17 protein-coding genes are annotated in these 16,884 nt (G+C 35.5%); 11 read left to right on the top strand and 6 right to left on the bottom strand.

The window, feature by feature from the left end; genetic code table 11:
• Positions 1–12 precede the first annotated feature (12 nt).
• The 3 genes from B1B04_RS11585 to B1B04_RS11575 form a co-directional block, all read right to left on the bottom strand.
• Positions 13–822 (bottom strand): cobalamin-binding protein, encoded by an 810-nt coding sequence (locus B1B04_RS11585; protein ID WP_079561628.1) that lies wholly within the window; start codon positions 820–822, stop codon positions 13–15.
• 118 nt (positions 823–940) lie between these two features.
• A complete protein-coding gene (locus B1B04_RS11580; protein WP_079561627.1) occupies positions 941–2,146 on the bottom strand; it encodes an iron-containing alcohol dehydrogenase in 1,206 nt (401 codons plus the stop codon).
• 397 nt (positions 2,147–2,543) lie between these two features.
• The gene (locus B1B04_RS11575) at positions 2,544–2,906 is read right to left on the bottom strand and encodes a hypothetical protein (protein ID WP_079561626.1); all 363 of its coding nucleotides are present in this window, start codon (positions 2,904–2,906) and stop codon (positions 2,544–2,546) included.
• Positions 2,907–3,098: 192 nt separating this feature from the next.
• Here B1B04_RS11575 and B1B04_RS11570 point away from each other — a divergent pair, with 192 nt between their 5' ends.
• The 5 genes from B1B04_RS11570 (at position 3,099) to B1B04_RS11555 (ending at position 6,313) form a co-directional block, all read left to right on the top strand.
• The gene (locus B1B04_RS11570; protein WP_079561625.1) at positions 3,099–3,692 is read left to right on the top strand and encodes a TetR/AcrR family transcriptional regulator; all 594 of its coding nucleotides are present in this window, start codon (positions 3,099–3,101) and stop codon (positions 3,690–3,692) included.
• Positions 3,689–4,513 carry a CPBP family intramembrane glutamic endopeptidase gene (locus B1B04_RS11565; RefSeq protein WP_079561624.1) on the top strand — a complete coding sequence of 275 codons (825 nt, stop codon included), beginning with the start codon at positions 3,689–3,691 and terminating at the stop codon, positions 4,511–4,513. The genes B1B04_RS11570 and B1B04_RS11565 overlap by 4 nt, the downstream gene beginning before the upstream one ends.
• 168 nt (positions 4,514–4,681) lie before the next feature.
• The gene (gene arr / locus B1B04_RS11560) at positions 4,682–5,098 is read left to right on the top strand and encodes an NAD(+)--rifampin ADP-ribosyltransferase (protein ID WP_079561623.1); all 417 of its coding nucleotides are present in this window, start codon (positions 4,682–4,684) and stop codon (positions 5,096–5,098) included.
• A gap of 424 nt (positions 5,099–5,522) precedes the next feature.
• Positions 5,523–5,663: a hypothetical protein gene (locus B1B04_RS25660; protein ID WP_170938964.1), complete on the top strand. Its 141-nt coding sequence runs from the start codon at positions 5,523–5,525 to the stop codon at positions 5,661–5,663.
• A gap of 125 nt (positions 5,664–5,788) precedes the next feature.
• The gene (locus tag B1B04_RS11555; RefSeq protein ID WP_079561622.1) at positions 5,789–6,313 is read left to right on the top strand and encodes a hypothetical protein; all 525 of its coding nucleotides are present in this window, start codon (positions 5,789–5,791) and stop codon (positions 6,311–6,313) included.
• Between the two features lie 247 nt (positions 6,314–6,560).
• On the opposite strand, the gene rpsD is transcribed toward B1B04_RS11555, so the two are convergent.
• Complete coding sequence (gene rpsD / locus B1B04_RS11550; protein ID WP_079561621.1) at positions 6,561–7,163, bottom strand: 30S ribosomal protein S4; 603 nt, start codon at positions 7,161–7,163, stop codon at positions 6,561–6,563.
• A gap of 456 nt (positions 7,164–7,619) precedes the next feature.
• Here rpsD and B1B04_RS11545 point away from each other — a divergent pair, with 456 nt between their 5' ends.
• Positions 7,620–9,497 (top strand): sensor domain-containing diguanylate cyclase, encoded by a 1,878-nt coding sequence (locus B1B04_RS11545; RefSeq protein ID WP_079561620.1) that lies wholly within the window; start codon positions 7,620–7,622, stop codon positions 9,495–9,497.
• A 186-nt stretch (positions 9,498–9,683) separates the two neighbouring features.
• Here B1B04_RS11545 and B1B04_RS11540 read toward each other — a convergent pair whose 3' ends face one another.
• Positions 9,684–10,163, bottom strand: coding sequence for a GAF domain-containing protein (locus B1B04_RS11540; RefSeq protein WP_079561619.1), 480 nt, complete (start codon positions 10,161–10,163; stop codon positions 9,684–9,686).
• A 23-nt stretch (positions 10,164–10,186) separates the two neighbouring features.
• Complete coding sequence (gene hisJ / locus B1B04_RS11535; RefSeq protein ID WP_079561618.1) at positions 10,187–10,981, bottom strand: histidinol-phosphatase HisJ; 795 nt, start codon at positions 10,979–10,981, stop codon at positions 10,187–10,189.
• A gap of 189 nt (positions 10,982–11,170) precedes the next feature.
• On the opposite strand from hisJ, the gene ezrA reads away from it, so the two are divergent.
• The 5 genes from ezrA to B1B04_RS11510 all read left to right on the top strand — a co-directional run bounded on the left by ezrA (position 11,171) and on the right by B1B04_RS11510 (position 16,820).
• A complete protein-coding gene (gene ezrA, locus B1B04_RS11530; RefSeq protein ID WP_079561617.1) occupies positions 11,171–12,871 on the top strand; it encodes a septation ring formation regulator EzrA in 1,701 nt (566 codons plus the stop codon).
• Between the two features lie 207 nt (positions 12,872–13,078).
• Positions 13,079–13,543 carry a GNAT family N-acetyltransferase gene (locus tag B1B04_RS11525; RefSeq protein ID WP_079561616.1) on the top strand — a complete coding sequence of 155 codons (465 nt, stop codon included), beginning with the start codon at positions 13,079–13,081 and terminating at the stop codon, positions 13,541–13,543.
• Between the two features lie 542 nt (positions 13,544–14,085).
• Positions 14,086–15,240: a cysteine desulfurase family protein gene (locus B1B04_RS11520; protein WP_079561615.1), complete on the top strand. Its 1,155-nt coding sequence runs from the start codon at positions 14,086–14,088 to the stop codon at positions 15,238–15,240.
• A 2-nt stretch (positions 15,241–15,242) separates the two neighbouring features.
• Positions 15,243–16,451: a tRNA uracil 4-sulfurtransferase ThiI gene (thiI, locus tag B1B04_RS11515; protein ID WP_079561614.1), complete on the top strand. Its 1,209-nt coding sequence runs from the start codon at positions 15,243–15,245 to the stop codon at positions 16,449–16,451.
• Between the two features lie 153 nt (positions 16,452–16,604).
• Positions 16,605–16,820, top strand: coding sequence for an alpha/beta-type small acid-soluble spore protein (locus B1B04_RS11510; RefSeq protein ID WP_079561613.1), 216 nt, complete (start codon positions 16,605–16,607; stop codon positions 16,818–16,820).
• The last annotated feature ends 64 nt before the right edge of the window (positions 16,821–16,884 follow it).

Below are 16,884 nucleotides of genomic sequence, written 5' to 3'. Positions count from 1 at the left end.
ATACTTTTATTTTTAACTATCTAAAAAACTAGGAAGCTTTATGTGCTCATATTCTTGGGGGTGAAGCAAATTCGCGAGCTTTAATGCACCCTCTATAAGGCGTGGTGATGGACGACAATAAAGCCATTCCTCCATTACGTAAAGCTGTTTCGTTTTAACAGCTCGAAGCACCTGCGCATTGGAACGTTTTAATAAATTGGCCGGTTGAATACGCTCAAAGGCAACTCCTACCCAAGCCATCATAATATAGTCTGGGTCACGCCTTACTACATCAGCCCAATCAGTTTGTACGCTTGCAAGTTCTACATCCTGAAACAGATTTTGCCCACCGGCAATGGCACTAATTTCAGTTAGCCAATTAATATTCCCTGGAGTAAAGATAGGATTTGGCCACCATTCCCAATAAAGAGTAGGTTTTTTAGGAATCGTTTGAGCAACTGTGCGAAGACGATCGATACATTGTAAATACTCCTCGGAAATTTCTTTAGCACGACCTTCAACCCTACAGGCCTTCCCTAAAGTATGGAGATCCTGTGCGATTTCCTCTAATGAATTAGCATTAAAAATAATGTGGGGAATATTTCTAGCTTGTAACGCTTCAATATTTTTTTCCATGCCGGGGACACTTAAGGATGCGAGTACAAGATCAGGCTGTAATGCTTCTAATGCATCCATATCAATTGATAAATCTGGGCCAAGTTGAGGTAAGTCTTTTACTGCTAATGGCCAATCCGAAAAATCATCGACACCAACAAGCTGATCAGTCAGACCTAAATAAGCAACAAGCTCGGTATTACTCGGACAAATTGAGATTAAACGCATCTTCTTATCTCCAATTCTTTTTAAGAAAAGTATAACGAGTGTTGGGGTCACATACAATGCCCGAACGATGTTCGCAATAAAAAGCATGCCTACAAGAGACATGCCTTTTGCTTACTTATTAAGAAAGTGCGATAGCTTCAAGTGATTCTTCTTTTTTCGCTACAGAGCCCATCGCATTTGTAATAATTTGTTTAATGTCTTCTAAAGTTGCTTTACGTGGGTTTGTTGCAGCGCATACATCTAAAATTGCGTTTTTCGCTAAGATTTCAATATCCTCATCTTTCGCGCCTAATTCGCGGAAGCCACTTGGAATGTTCAAATCTCTAGAAAGATTTTCGATTGCTACAATTGCTTTCTCAGCAGCATCACGTTTACTTAACGCTTCAACGTTCTCGCCTAACAATTCTGCGATTTTTGCAAAACGCTCAGTACGTGCTGTTAAGTTGAAGCGGCAAACATGTGGCAATAGAATAGCGTTACATACGCCATGTGGTAGATTATAGAAACCACCTAATTGATGAGCAATTGCATGCACATAGCCAAGGGATGCATTATTAAACGCCATGCCTGCTAAAAATTGTGCGTAAACCATTTGCTCACGTGCTTCTAAATCTGCACCGTTTGCATAGGCCCGTGGTAAATATTCAGGAACAAGCTGAAGTACCTTTTCTGCACATGCATCAGTAATTGGTGTTGCGTTTGTCGACACAAATGATTCGATTGCATGTGTTAATGCATCTAAACCAGTAGCCGCTGTTAGAGCAGGAGGTAAGCTAATCATTAACTCAGGGTCATTAATCGATAGTAGTGGAGTAACATGTTTGTCCACGATGGCCATCTTCACTTTACGAGCTGTATCCGTAATAATTGTGAAGCGAGTCATTTCACTTGCTGTACCAGCAGTTGTGTTAATAGCGATTAATGGAACCAGTGGGTTTTGTGATTTGTCAACGCCCTCGTAATCATGTATGCGTCCACCATTCGAAGCAATAAGTCCGATACCTTTTGCTGCATCGTGTGCACTACCGCCTCCAAGAGAAACGATTGAATCACAGTTTTCAGCATGATACACTGCAATCCCGTCTTCAATGTTTTGATCTGTTGGATTTGGTTCTGCTTTCGGGAAAATTGCTACATCTATTCCAGCAGCTATAATGATGTTAGCAATTTGTTCAGAGAGACCTAATTTGTGTAAGCCCTCATCTGTTACGATTAATGTCTTTTTCACTTCTAAATCATTTAAACGTTTACCAACTTCTTGAATTGCTCCAGGTCCAAATAAGTTTGTTTGCGGCATAACAAATTGCTTTAGAACGTCTGACATAATTCCAACCCCTTTAAAATAATTGTTATTGCTTGAATGATGGCGAACCACCTTTCGAAATTCATAGTATTCTATTCCATGTAAAAGTTCAACTCGTATTTTTATTAAAATTGTTAATTTTAATCATGTTATTATTTTACAAAAAAGATAGATAGGTTTTTGATATGATGAAAGGTTGGGTTGTCTAAGAGTGTTGAATTGAAGACGTTTTGAAAATTGTTTTCCTATGAAAGTAAAATATATTTTTTGGAATATGGTTCTATTTTATAGTAGTATTGAATAGTAAATAACTGATAATTTGTTATTAATATATTAGTAGTGATTATGTTGTTTTTTAATTGTGTAATTACTATTTTAAAGTACATAAAATCGTCATACTTTATAGGAATATATAAAATTATTCGACCCTCCTTTTTAAATTTTTTAAGGAAATCCATAATGCGAGAGTTACATAAAGAATGACAGTATATCCGAGTAATGCGCACATGTAAAAAATTCCCTTTGAATCTGAACTGATTGGAGGATAACCACTGTGAGCATTAAAATGATATATTTCCTGCTTATAACCGAACCAAATAGCTATTAATAAAAAGTTGATTAGAAGAAGAGCCAGTAAAGCTTTTTTATGAAAAGTGATGTGCAGCAGACTTTCTTTAAAAGTAATTGGACACTTTGTTTCCTTGCTTTTAAAGGGAACTAAGAAAAAAATCATGATGCCACTATAGACTAAAACCAGCACAGTAAGTTCAAAACTCCTCATTATTTCCTCCTTTGAATTTCTAATATTTCCTATTTAGACTTCCATGAAGATAAAAGGGTTCCTTTTTCATTGATATATATATTTACAAACTGAAATGAAAAAGTTTTTATAATCTGGGCACTTTTCAGGGATATTTGCAATTTTATTGAATAATATTTCAATGAAGATATATTCAATAAAGGGGTGGGGGAAATGTCAATTAGACATGAACAAAAAGAACAACGAAGGGCCTTAATTTTACAATCTGCATTAGATTTGTTTATTCGGAAGGGGTATGGTGAAACGAAAGTAGCTGATATCGCTAAAGCTGCTAATATGAGCATTGGGTTGCTTTTTCATTATTTTGACTCTAAGGAAAAGCTATATGAAGAGCTAATTCGCATAGGGTGTGAAAGACTTCAGATGGATTTTAGTTTTACTAATGAATCACCATTAGCAATTTTTACAGCTGCTGCGGAGGATTTGTTTGACATGATCTGTACAAACCCATCTGCAGCAAAAATGTTTGTCCTAATGGAGAATGCACAACATCTTGATTCCTTGTCGGAGGATTTAAAAGAAATGCTTATGGAAGCAGATAAATTAATTAAAAAGAGTATTCCATTAATAGAGAAGGGGCAATTGCTAGGTGAAATTAAACAGGGGAATGCTGAAGCGCTTGCAGTAGCATTTTGGTGTTCTATTCAAGGAATCGCTCAATACATTGCGCTGCATCCCGAGACTCCATGTCCCAATGCGATGTGGATTATTTCAATCCTTGAAAACAGGGAGGGGATTGAAAAATGAAAACTAAACGCAACATAATAATCTTTATAGTTGTTGTTTTACTATGTGGTTGGCTTGGCGTTTTTGTAGATCGCTTCGGCCCTGAACAGCCTAGAGGTGACACACTTGGGATGGGGATTTGGCTAGTATTTCCGCTGCTGACAACTATACTATTACGTGTCTTTGCGGGAGATGGTTGGCGAGATATTGGCTTATTGCCTAATTTAAAGGGTAACATAAAATGGTATATTGTCTCGCTCCTAGTCTATCCTATCGTCACTTCTATAGTTTTGTTAGTAAGCTATCTATTTGGCTGGATGGACTTTTCGGATTTTAATTTAAATACATTAGTTTCTGCTTTTGCGTGTGGTTTACTGATTCAATTTGTTAAAAACTTTTTTGAGGAATCAGTGTGGAGAGGTTATTTGACAAGTAAACTTTTAACGTTAAAAGTAAATGATTTTTGGTTGTATTGTATTGTTGGTGGTGTTTGGGGAGCGTGGCATATGCCGTACTTTTTAGTGTTCCTATCAGAAAGTGATATCCTTAGTGTGCTTCCTGTAAATAGGTGGATATTCGCGTTAATAGGTATTGTGACGATGATTTGCTGGACAGTAATGTATACAGAAATTTATTTAATGACGAAAAGTATTTGGCCGCTTGTCCTTATGCATATGACAGAAGATGCACTTGTGAATCCACTAATTCTTGATGGCTATATCAAAATTGCTCAAGGGAAAGAATTCCTTGTTTCTCCCACGGCAGGCATTGTTACTACAATGCTTTACCTATTGGTCGGGCTTTTATTACGAACTAAACGGAAAAAGCTTCAACTGCAATAGTTCAAGTTTTATAAACTCGCTTTCAAAGAACGGTTGAATACAGTTAACATCTTACCCTCTACTTATATTATAACCCCATCTGAAAATTATTTATAGACTACATTTTCGCCCATTCCTTACCTTATACTGTTATACGCAAGTCAAAAAAAGTATAAGGGGTGCGTTTATATGAATGACAAAGAAAATATCTTAGATCCCGGTCCGTTTTTTCATGGTACTAAAGCAGAACTGAAAATCGGAGACCTGCTTGAACCTTTGCACTTATCCAATTATCAGGATAAAAAATCTAACCATATCTATTTTACTGCAACATTGAGCGCGGCTAAATGGGGTGCTGAATTAGCAAAATCTAACTCAAAAGAGAGGATTTATATTGTAGAGCCATTAGGTGATTTTGAAAATGATCCGAACGTAACTGACAAACGGTTTCCTGGAAACCCAACGCGTTCTTATAGGTCTAAATCTCCTTTGAAAATATTAGCTGAATTAAGTTCATGGGAAAGACATTCCGATGAAGAAATAAATCATATGCTTACATCTTTAAAAAAATTAAGTGAACAAGGACAAAATGTAATATACGATTGATTCTCACATTATTACAACACTCCCACCAAAGACATGAGCTAGTGGGGTAATTACAAGCTTATAACAGGAATGAGGAACTTTACATGAAGAAAATGGGGTTGCGTAAGCAGCTCTTTTTTCTTTGTTGAACTAAAGGCGCATTTAATTGAAAGAGGAAAAAATTACATATATAAAATAAGGCAATACATTGTTAAGATTTGATAGGTAAAGTATTCTATGTAATATAATTGGAACGGTGACGTTTTTCCAACAATGAAAACGTTTTTTTTCTGACTGTGCAGGTTAGTGTAATAAGAAATTGAAATTATTTTTGGGGATAAAAATTAATCATAGAAAAGAAGATAAAAATAATATTGGAACAACTAGATTACCACAAAAAGACCGTATTACTGTATTAGAATATTTAGAACATAGAGAGTGAGGAGTGGCATTAGAACACCTATGTGCAACCATTTGTGAAGAAAATATTCTTATTTCAGAGAATGTTGTTCACCTGATTAAAGACACTTCACAACAAATGGATATTTGGGATGAGATTAAGGAAGAAATTAAAGATTTTATTTAATCATTATTCAAGAAACGGGTGCGATTGTTCAATATTCAGTCGCTTTACTTTTCCCTACCAATTGGTAATTTTTAACACTTAATAACTAGCCAATATTAAATAAAGAAAGAAGGAGGGGTATTCAAATGTTAGATACAGTATACGTTAGTATTCGTCATATGAATTTTTGGTTTGGAGAATATGAACTTTGTGATAAAAGCTGTAATGTTGAGATATCAATTTATTCAGATGCTAATAAGGTCAATAAATTGGGTTTTTTTGAAATTACCACTCAGATAAGTCTAGCTTATTTATATAACAACGAATTAAACCACGAAGAAGATTATGATTACAAGAAGGAAATTGAAGAATTTTTGAATGATGATTCTCAGATAATATACAATTATATATATCCGAGAGATGATGAAGATTTAATATATCAGGTTGCCCATTTTGCCCCTTTAAACAGAAATAATCATAAACCCGTTTATATCGATATGTGGACTAAGCTTTCAGGTGAATTTGACATACATGAAATTAAGAATTGTGTAAAAATATTAGTTAAAGAATTCTTCTCCGAAAATGTCTCAAATGTTCAATTTCTTGATATTCCAACATACGATGAAACTAAAAATGCATATGATGAGATTATAGGTATATTTAAAGATTAAAAAGTAAGGTATGAACAAAATTATAAGATTGTGAAGAAATATACTTAAAGTAACGGGGTGCTTTAGTTAAATTTCGATTCGCGAACTACTGACACTAAAATACCCTTAATTTAACCCTTGATCAACCCTAACTAAAAGGGTTTCAATATATTTAATTGCAAAGTTTCGCAAAAGAAAAAAGCCTCGGAATCCTTGAATTAACAAGTTTTCTAAGGCTTTTTTTGTTGCTAAATGCAACGAAGTTTTATTAACGAGAGTAGTACTCTACGATGAATGCTTCGTTGATTTCAGCTGATAATTCAGAACGCTCTGGAAGGCGAGTGAATGTACCTTCTTTTTTGTCAGCGTCAAATGTTAAGTAGTCAGGTACGAAGTTGTTTACTTCGATTGCTTCTGTTACTACAGTAAGGTTTTGAGATTTTTCACGAAGAGAAATCGTTTGACCTGGTTTTACGCTGTATGAAGGGATATCAACGCGTTTGCCATCTACTAAGATGTGGCCGTGGTTTACTAATTGACGAGATCCACGACGAGTACGAGCTAAACCTAAACGGTAAACTAGGTTGTCAAGGCGAGTTTCAAGAAGGATCATGAAGTTTTCACCGTGTACACCTTTCATTTTACCAGCGCGGTCGAATAGAGTACGGAATTGACGTTCGTTCATGCCGTACATGTGACGAAGTTTTTGTTTTTCTTGAAGTTGTAAACCGTATTCTGATAATTTTTTACGTTGGTTTGGACCGTGTTGACCTGGTGCGTAAGGGCGTTTTTCGATTTCTTTACCTGTACCGCTTAGTGAGATACCAAGACGACGTGATAATTTCCAAGATGGACCTGTATAACGAGACATATTGTTGTCTCCTCCTTTAAATTTGGTTTTTTTGTTGTAAAACAAAAACCAGTAGTACCCATTCTTATACGCATTTTATTTTCATGTATTTTCGCCTATGCAGCCGTTAGGTTACACAATACACCATCTATTTGAATCTGTTTAGTTATCCTAAAAAATAGAGGAATAAAATACAGTAATAAGCTCATACCACTGCTGCGTTTATTTTACACAAATTTCATTGTAACTGCTTATTACATAGACGTCAATTATAACACTAACTATTTTCAAAAAAGAACTATAGTAAATATTTCCTTTATGTACACGATGCGAAATTTTAGAATAGTTAATGATACAGTGAGAGATGTAAAATGTAAAAGTAAAGTAGAATAACATAGTCAAAATGACACAAATTATGTATAATATACAATAAGTTAATAGTAATTGATTTGTACGTTATATAGAAAAGGTGATTTCATGACAGACCATTTACAAACGCTAAAATATATAAAATCAGATGTTTTGAGCATTTGGGTGAGTTCTAAAGAACAAACTGGTTTAAATGAGTATTTTCACCCATTGGAACAGTGTCTAAAGAAGCATTTTGGAATTGTGAATGTGGCATTCCTCGGTTTTGAAGGTAATTCTTTAATACCTGTAGAAGAGATGGCTACTTTAACAATTGAAACGAAACTAAATGCTGTGTCATGGTTAATGATTGAAGCTAGTTTTTATCAACAGAAAATGGTAAAAATCCCTTATATATTAAAAGAAAAAGAAGCCTATTCGAAGATGACAGATATGGTTCTTTTCCAAGTAGAAGGTAGGAATCCAATAGGTGGGCTACTAGTAGAGGCAACAGATGCTTGGACAGACTTTATGACTTCTAATTACGGGGAAGAAAGTATAGAAACGCTTACGAAAGTTCTTCAGTTGATAAGAGAAAATTATGAAGTAAAAGTGAATGAAGATCAATTTAGAAAATTGTATAATATGACAGATTTATTTCATTCAACAATGGATATTGATTTAATTTTAGAAAACGTCTTAAAAAATATTAAGGATAATTTCCCCGAATTTAATGTGGAGCTTATACTATCGAATGATCAAGACCGCCATACGACTATCGATATTAAGCTTTTTGATTACTTATCTGAAAGGCCTGCGACTATTGAGGCTTTTGTCTCAGGAGAGCTGACGACGGAGCTTGCTAGCGATTTGAATTGCCGAGTTTTAAACGCCCCTATTAAAGGAAGACAAGCTATTTATGGCATTTTACAAGTAAGTGCACCTACAACGTATCTTTTTTCAACGACTGAAAAAGATTTTGTACGAATGCTAGCGCAAACATCAGGAAATGCGCTCGAAAACGCAAAATTATATCATCAGTCACATCGCCTTGTGAGTGATTTGCAACTCATCAATGAAACATCACATCGTTTAAATATGAGGATAGGCATTAATGAAATGTTACTTTTCCTTCAAAAGCAGTTAATGAAATCATTTCAACCAATGGAAGTTTGTTTCGCTTTTAAGCATAATGACACATTTGAAGTGACGGATGCTAGTACGGCCTTATTTAATACAGAAAAGGGTCAAACATTTATAAAACATGTTGAACAACATTTTAAAAGTACCAACGATCCACTATTTATTGCTGATTTCAGCCGTTTAACCCCTACTCATATTGAATATCGTTCAATTATGGCAATCCCGATTTTAATGGAAGAAAAAATAAATGGCTTTAGTATTGTGTTACACAAGGAGCCATATTTCTTTTCGTTTGATAGTTTTAAGTTAATGCAATCATTAATTCATCACTCTTCTTTAGCAATTGCAAACTCAATATTACGACATCAACTTCAGGAAATGGTAGATTTAGACCATTTAACAAAATTGTATGCAAGAAGTTATTTAGACAAGTATGTAGAAAAGTCACTTATTAATGATCAATCTGGGATGTTCCTACTCATTGATATTGATAATTTCAAACGTGTGAATGATACGTATGGTCATCAAATTGGTGATAAGATTCTTATGCAAATTGCGGTACAGTTAAAAGAAATGATTGGAGCTCGCGGTATTTGTGCACGCTGGGGTGGAGAGGAAATGTCTGTGTATGTTCCGAATATTGATGAGAAAGAAGCAATCGAATTGGCTGAAGAAATTGTTGCAGTAATTCCAAATACAACAGATCCTCGGGTGACAATTTCAGCAGGTCTCATAACATGGGATGAACTGTATCGTCCACCGTTTCAATCTGTTTTCCTACATGCAGATACAGCGCTGTATGAAGCGAAAAATAGTGGTAAAAATCGATTCTGTATGCATGATCGACCGTATCAAATAAACTAATAATTCGCTCCTAAAATTAGGGGTGACATCTCGGTGGAGGGTGGACAACTCTTTCGGAATCGTGGCTCATCGGACGCTACAAGGAAAGTGCTCAGAATGAAAATAGACTTCACGAAATTAAATGTCATCCATTTTTTTGCAATGAAATACCCTGAAATGACAATAAATCATTTCAGGGTATTTTTTTTATAAATGGGAGAGTAAGGTTACTACGAATAGCTCTAATCCCTCTTGATCTTCCTTAGAAAAGCGATTAACGATTGGGCTATCGATATCAAGAACACCGATGACCTCTCCTTCTTTTTTCAAGGGAATCACGATTTCGGATTGGGAAGCGGCGTCGCAGGCAATATGACCAGGGAAGTCGTGTACGTCTTTTACGACCATTGTTTCTGCTTTACTTACTGCTGTTCCACATACCCCACGTCCAATTGGTATTCTGACGCATGCAGGTAAGCCTTGAAATGGCCCTAATACAAGTTGCTCTCCTTGTAATACATAAAAACCAACCCAGTTAATGTTCGGCAGAAACTGATTTAGTAATGCAGAGGCGTTACTTAAATTAGCAATGCGATCGCTTTCTCCTGTAAGTAGGGCATCTAATTGTTTGGCCAACGTATTATATTGCTCGGCAATTGGCCCTTCATAATTAATTTGAGTAAACATAAAAGCACCTCGTTTGAAAGTTATTATTTTGGATATATAACATTAAAGTGTTGATGCAAATCAGCAACAGTATGAGCATCTGAACCGAAAACCATTGGAAGCCCAATAGATTTACTATAATCTATGAAGGAAAATGGTGGATAAGTTTCCTGACAATATGTTTTACTTAATCCAGCGCTATTTAAATCTAACTCATAGCCTTCTTTCTTCATTACATCTAAAACTTTTCGAATCTGCGCAGAATCATCAATCTTCACCGTATGTGCTAATTGGAATTTGTGAATAAGTGAAGGGTGCCCAATGCGCTTAGGTTTGTATTGTCCTAAATCTGCTTTAATGGATTGTAGGACGGTATCGTAATATAAATTATACACTTGTTCAATAGAGCCGACTTTCTTTGCAAAAGCCATAAAACTTTCTGGAGAAAAGTCTATGCATTCAAAGATATTGTCCCATTGTAAAAAATGAACTGATAAAATAGAGTCATCTAAAAAGTGTCCGTATGTATCAAGAAATTGACGAGTTTCTTGTTCAAAGCCTTGAATATAGTCGACCTCTAGCCCTATATGAATGCGAATGTCTTGTGCGTACTCCTTTTGAAGGCGTTGCAAATCTTCAAAATAAGGCATTAAAAATTCCGGATTCATACCACTGTCTTGCTGTGGTGTAGGGTCTACAAAATTCAATGGTAATGGTGCATGTTCTGTAAAGCTAATATCTGTGAAATCATGAGAGATTGCTTTTTCTATATACTGCTTAAATGAATCAGAGGTACCATGTGGACAATATGGGCTATGAACATGGCCGTCACATTTCATAAATACCACTCCTTTATATTTTTGGATAATACACTTATATTTGCGCATATTGTTCAAAAATTAAGTTATTGTTATTCTTAAAAGGCGTAATTACACAAAAAACACTCAAATTTTAGTACAAAAGGCGATAACATAGTATATAATAAATACAACTAGCCAATTCGTTTATTGTAGAATAGGAGGCTTACGATGGAGTATATCATCATTCCAGTTATCCTACTATTAATTTTAGCGATAGTAGGATTTATGATGCGACGAAAACATACAACAATCATTGCTAAACTTGAAAATGAAAAATCACAAATACAAAACAATCCCATAAATGAGGAAATTTCAAAAGTTAAATCTTTAAACATGAACGGTGAAACGGAAGAAATGTTTGAACGATGGCGTAATAGTTGGGATGAAGTCATCGATGTACATATGACAAAAATTGATTCACTCTTATTCGATGCAGAGGATCAAATCAATAGACTTCGTTTTAATAAAGCAACATTAATTGAACGTGAGATAGAAGATTACATTAAAAAGTGTGAACAAGATAAAGATAAAATCTTAGAAGAACTAAATGAATTAATTGGCAGCGAAGAAAAAAATCGTATTGAAATTGAACAATTAAAAGAATACTATCGCTCTGCACGTAAAACATTGTTAGCGCACCAACATTCATTTGGGGTAGCATTACCAGCTCTAGAGAAAAAACTGGAGACGTTTGTTCAAAAGTTTGAGGAATTCGATATGCTTACTAGTGAAGGGAATTATTTGCAGGCGCGGGAAATTGTTATTGGCTTAAACCAAGAATCACAACAGACATTTGAATATATCAATGATGTCCCAGCAATTTTGACTGAATTGCAAGTGAAGCTTCCAGGAGCGGTACAGGAGTTACGAAGTGGCCAGCGTGAAATGGAAGATCAATCCTATTATTTACAACATTTAGAGCTAACTGAAGAGCTTAATAAATTTGAAGAAGAATTTGTAACATTAAAAAGTGAATTAGCAGAGCTTAACTTAAATGTTGTTAAACCACGTGTTACGGATATAAATGAAGAAATTGATCATTTTTATGATCTTCTTGAAAAAGAGGTTATTGCTAAAAATTATGTTGACCAAAATTGTGATCGTTTATTAAGCTCAATCACCAATGTTATTAGTTCAACAAGATTAGTAAGTGATGAAGCAACTTTTGTGCAGCAAAGTTATCGCTTAAATGAAAAAGATGCTGAAATTCCAAAAGCTGCATTAAAGCAATTAGAAGCTTTACAACGTCGCTATGACTTATTGGCGATGCGTGTTAGAGAGGAAAAATCTGCATATTCAAGTTTACAGGAAGAATTGATTGAAATTAGTGAAGAGCTAGAAAGGATTCATGAGGAGCAAGGTCATTTGTCAAATACGATGAAGAAGCTACGAATTGATGAAAACAAGGCTCGCATGCAAGTAGAAAGCTTAAAGAAAACATTACAAGAAACAGATCGTCTATTGAATAAGGCTAATATTCCAGGTATCCCTGAAGAGATGGATGCCCGTCTAGATGAGGCAGCAGAGCATATTTATTTAGTTATGCAAAGCCTGCAAGAGGTGCCTCTCAACATGGGAACAGTTCATAATAATTTAAATGCCGCAACACTTTGTGTAGAAGATGTAAAAACGAAGTCGCGTGAATTAATTGAAAATGTAATGCTGATTGAGCGCATTATTCAGTACGGTAACCGTCATCGTGCAACAAATCCAAAATTGAATTCTCGTTTAAAAGAAGCAGAAGGATCTTTCAATCAATTCCGTTATTCCAAAGCATTAGAAGAGGCTGGAACAGCAGTTGAAGAAATGGAGCCAGGTGCTTTAAAGCGAATTCAAGAACTTGTGGCTGAAGAAACAATATCAAAATAGTCAAGTATAATAAGAAATTACAGCAGCTGTCTAAAAGGTATAGTTATTACTTTTTAGACAGCTTTTTATTAAGATACGAAGTAAGCGCCCTGCTGGAACGGAAATCACCCCCTCGTTGTAGATATAAAAGCTAAAGATGGAACATCAAATGAGGCGGAGACTTTAATTATTTTTGATTCGAAATGATGAAAAATAGAGGTGTTCAACATGCAATTTTATAGTCGGGAAATGAATGAAATGCATGCGACTGATATATTAAATTGGAAATATGAAGAACCATATGATTTTTACAACAATGAACTTTGCGACGAATCTCTAAAAGAATTTCTTGAAAGTCCGTATTATTCTATTGTCAATGATCAAGAAGAGCTAGTCGGTTTTTTCTGTACAGGAACATCTGCACAAGTACCTAAAGGACATGACTATGGTGCATATATAGACGAATGCATTGATATTGGAATAGGGATGAAGCCTGAGTTAACAGGAAAAGGGGATGGTGCAGAGTTTTTTTCATTTGTTTTAAATCATCTACAACAAGAAAAAAATTGTCCTCTTCGTTTAACAGTAGCTACCTTTAATACAAGAGCCATTCACCTATATGAAAAATTAGGCTTTAAAAAAGTTATGAATTTCACAGCTTCAACTGAATTTATAACAATGGAGAAAGCTTAATGAATCAGCCAGTCAATTAAGAAAAATTTGTGGGATTGCTTGTTTTTCTTGAACTACTAGTGTGAAATTAGCTTACAATATAGTTAAATATAGCAGCGTTAGCTTTTACTGAAAGTAGAGGGTGACATTAAAAAAACATGCTATGTGTATAAGTTGATCTTCGTTACGACTGGGCGACTCCTCGGGGATTAGCGAAAGCAACAAATGTTTTAACTGTGCGAAAGCGAAGCGGCAGCTACAACAAATGTTTTCTGTAGCGAAAGCAAAGCGGCAGCTACAAAGCGCCCAGGAACGGAAATCAACTACACGTTAGGGTGATGAGCCTAACAATGCAGAAATCAAATTTTTTTGCTGCTTAATTTTTAGTTAGAAACGTTCATAGCAAGTCTTTAAGATGCCACTCTAAAAAGGGTGGTTTTTCACATTAAAAGCAAACAAATAGGTGATTAAATTAGGATAATTGTTAAAGTTAGTAGTCAATCGCTGAAGATTGCGTTATGATAAATACCGTTAAATCAACGTTTTGAAAGTGTGTGATAATAATGGAAGTTAATACAATCTATTTAGACAACAGTGCAACAACAAAACCTATAAAAGAGGTTATGCAAGCATTTATGGTAGTGAATGAGCAGTATTATGCCAATCCTGCTTCCATTCATGCAATGGGTGTTGAATCAAATGAATTATTAATGCGTGCACGTGAGCAAGTAGCAGATATTTTGCATACAGAAGCAAAAAATGTGCTATTTACATCAGGTGGTACTGAATCCAATAACACGGCTATATTTGGTTTAGCACGTAGCAACACACATAAAGGAAATCATATTTTAACAACTGAAATTGAACATCCATCTGTCCTAGAATCTGTGAAGCAGCTTGAGCAAGACGGTTTTGATGTGGAATACTTGCAAGTAGATGAAAACGGAGTTATTTCTTTAGAGGAGCTTCGCGCAAAAGTGCGGAAGGATACCATTTTAGTAAGTATGATGCATGTAAATAATGAAATGGGCGCGATTCAACCAATTTTTGAAGCTGCAAAAATTATTCATGAATCGAGTCGTGCAGCTTTTCACGTAGACGCTATACAAAGCTTCGGGAAGTTACCGATATCATTTAACGATGACGAGGGTCCAGACTGTATTTCAATTTCTGGTCATAAAATTCATGGCTTTAAAGGTTCAGGTGTACTCGCATTCCGTAAAAAAATGAAATGGCAACCGTATGCACTTGGCGGAGGGCAGGAATTTGGTTTGCGTAGCGGAACAGTAGCTGTACCGCAAGCTGTAGCCTTATCAAAAGCAGCTCGAATAGCGATAGAGACGATGAATGACCGTGCAAAAAAATATCGTCAATGGTATGAAGAAATATGCACTCAATTACGTGGATATGGAGATGAAGTGCATATTTTATCAACACCAAAAGGAGCTGCACATATTTTATCTTTTAGTATTCGCGACTTAAAAGGTGAAGTCATTATCAATGCATTGCAAAAACGTAATGTAATTGTATCGACATCGAGCGCATGTTCATCGAAACAGACAAAAACAAGTCATGTTGTTGAAGCTCTAAATATCGATGAGCATTTTAAAAATGGTGTTATTCGTATAAGTTTTGGCGCACATGTAACAAATGAAGATATTGTAAAGTTTAAACAAGTATTAGATGAAGTATTGACGGAACTAAAAGGAGAATTTTAAAAATGATTTGGAAAGAAATTTTAATTCGATATGGAGAGCTTTCTACAAAAGGTCGCAACAAGATGGATTTTATTCGTCGTTTACGAGAGAACATTCGTCATGCGTTTGCGGATTTAGGACATTTACACATTCGCACAGAGCGTGATCGAATGTTTATAGCCATTCAAGATGAAGCACAAATGGACGTACTATTAAAAGGTTTACCTAAAATTTTTGGTATTCAATCATTTAGTCCTGTGGCTGCATGTGAAAAAGATATCGAAGCCATGAAAAAACTAGCCATAACAATTATGGATACATTTAAAAATGAGCAGCTTACATTTAAAGTAGAAGTAAAGCGCACAGATAAAACATTCCCGTTAGAATCACATGCCATTCAACGCGAAATTGGTGGTCATGTATTACCACAATATCAAAATTTATCAGTAAAGGTGAAGAAGCCTGATATCGAACTTCGCGTAGAGGTGCGTCATGATGCAACATATATGATGGCGCAAGTTATTCCGGGTGCAGGTGGAATGCCTGTAGGCTCGAATGGTAAATCTTTATTAATGCTTTCAGGTGGTATCGATAGCCCAGTTGCCGGTTATTTAATGATGAAACGAGGAGTGCGCTTAGAAGCGATTCACTTCTTTAGCCCACCATACACAAGCCAAAACTCATTGGAAAAAGTAAAGGTACTTGCTAATGAATTAACGAAATTCGGAGCGAGTATACGTTTACACGTTATTCCTTTCACTGAAATTCAAGTTCTTATTAAAGAAAAAGTACCATCTAATGTATCGATGACAACTACTCGTCGTATGATGCTAAAAGTTGCTGACAAAGTACGTGAAGACATTGGTGCACTAGCTATAGTTACAGGTGAAAGTCTTGGGCAAGTAGCGAGTCAAACTCTTGAAAGCCTTACAGCTATTAATGCAGTAACGAACACACCGATTTTACGTCCATTAATCTCATCAGATAAATTAGAAATTATCGATATTGCTGAGAAAATTGGCACATACGAAACGTCTATTCAGCCATTTGAAGACTGCTGTACAATTTTTACTCCTGCAAGTCCAAAAACAAAGCCAAAGCTTGAAAAGGTTGAGCATTACGAAAGCTTCTCGGATTTTGATGAACTCATCGAACGAGCAGTGAAAAACCGTGAAGTTTACATTTTCCCGAAAAAAGAACAAGATGCCGATAAATTTGCGGATCTTTTATAGAAGAACCTTGCGAATTCATAAGAGCCGACTCAAAAGTACATTTTGAGTCGGCTTTTTTAGTCCATTTCCTTCTGAGGTACAATTTACCTGAAATATTTTTGTATTAAAAATCTAAAATCGCACATTCTATATTCACAAGGAGGTGAGAAACACATGGCAAACAACAACAACCGCAGTTCAAATCAACTTGCTGTACCTGGTGTAGAGCGCGCACTTGATCAAATGAAATACGAAATTGCACAAGAATTTGGTGTTCAATTAGGAGCTGACGCTTCAGCTCGTGCTAACGGTTCCGTTGGCGGTGAAATCACTAAACGTCTTGTACAAATGGCAGAATCTCAATTAAAAGGTATGCCGAACAACCAATAATTGCTTAATTAGCAATTATTAAAATTAAAACCAGTGACCGTAAAAGGCACTGGTTTTAGTTTGT

Origin of the sequence: Lysinibacillus sp. KCTC 33748 (genome assembly GCF_002237755.1) — a bacterium.
GTDB lineage: Bacteria > Bacillota > Bacilli > Bacillales_A > Planococcaceae > Lysinibacillus.
The sequence above is the reverse complement of the archived record's forward strand: the minus strand, read 5'-3'. Positions and strand labels throughout refer to the sequence as shown.

Excerpts from the sequence above, each read along its gene's own strand:
- B1B04_RS11585 (WP_079561628.1), bottom strand. The coding sequence starts at position 822 with ATGCGTTTAATCTCAATTTGTCCGAGTAATACCGAGCTTGTTGCTTAT.
- B1B04_RS11580 (WP_079561627.1), bottom strand. The coding sequence starts at position 2,146 with ATGTCAGACGTTCTAAAGCAATTTGTTATGCCGCAAACAAACTTATTT.
- B1B04_RS11575 (WP_079561626.1), bottom strand. The coding sequence starts at position 2,906 with ATGAGGAGTTTTGAACTTACTGTGCTGGTTTTAGTCTATAGTGGCATC.
- B1B04_RS11570 (WP_079561625.1), top strand. The coding sequence starts at position 3,099 with ATGTCAATTAGACATGAACAAAAAGAACAACGAAGGGCCTTAATTTTA.
- B1B04_RS11565 (WP_079561624.1), top strand. The coding sequence starts at position 3,689 with ATGAAAACTAAACGCAACATAATAATCTTTATAGTTGTTGTTTTACTA.
- arr (WP_079561623.1), top strand. The coding sequence starts at position 4,682 with ATGAATGACAAAGAAAATATCTTAGATCCCGGTCCGTTTTTTCATGGT.
- B1B04_RS11555 (WP_079561622.1), top strand. The coding sequence starts at position 5,789 with ATGTTAGATACAGTATACGTTAGTATTCGTCATATGAATTTTTGGTTT.
- rpsD (WP_079561621.1), bottom strand. The coding sequence starts at position 7,163 with ATGTCTCGTTATACAGGTCCATCTTGGAAATTATCACGTCGTCTTGGT.
- B1B04_RS11545 (WP_079561620.1), top strand. The coding sequence starts at position 7,620 with ATGACAGACCATTTACAAACGCTAAAATATATAAAATCAGATGTTTTG.
- B1B04_RS11540 (WP_079561619.1), bottom strand. The coding sequence starts at position 10,163 with ATGTTTACTCAAATTAATTATGAAGGGCCAATTGCCGAGCAATATAAT.
- hisJ (WP_079561618.1), bottom strand. The coding sequence starts at position 10,981 with ATGAAATGTGACGGCCATGTTCATAGCCCATATTGTCCACATGGTACC.
- ezrA (WP_079561617.1), top strand. The coding sequence starts at position 11,171 with ATGGAGTATATCATCATTCCAGTTATCCTACTATTAATTTTAGCGATA.
- B1B04_RS11525 (WP_079561616.1), top strand. The coding sequence starts at position 13,079 with ATGCAATTTTATAGTCGGGAAATGAATGAAATGCATGCGACTGATATA.
- B1B04_RS11520 (WP_079561615.1), top strand. The coding sequence starts at position 14,086 with ATGGAAGTTAATACAATCTATTTAGACAACAGTGCAACAACAAAACCT.
- thiI (WP_079561614.1), top strand. The coding sequence starts at position 15,243 with ATGATTTGGAAAGAAATTTTAATTCGATATGGAGAGCTTTCTACAAAA.
- B1B04_RS11510 (WP_079561613.1), top strand. The coding sequence starts at position 16,605 with ATGGCAAACAACAACAACCGCAGTTCAAATCAACTTGCTGTACCTGGT.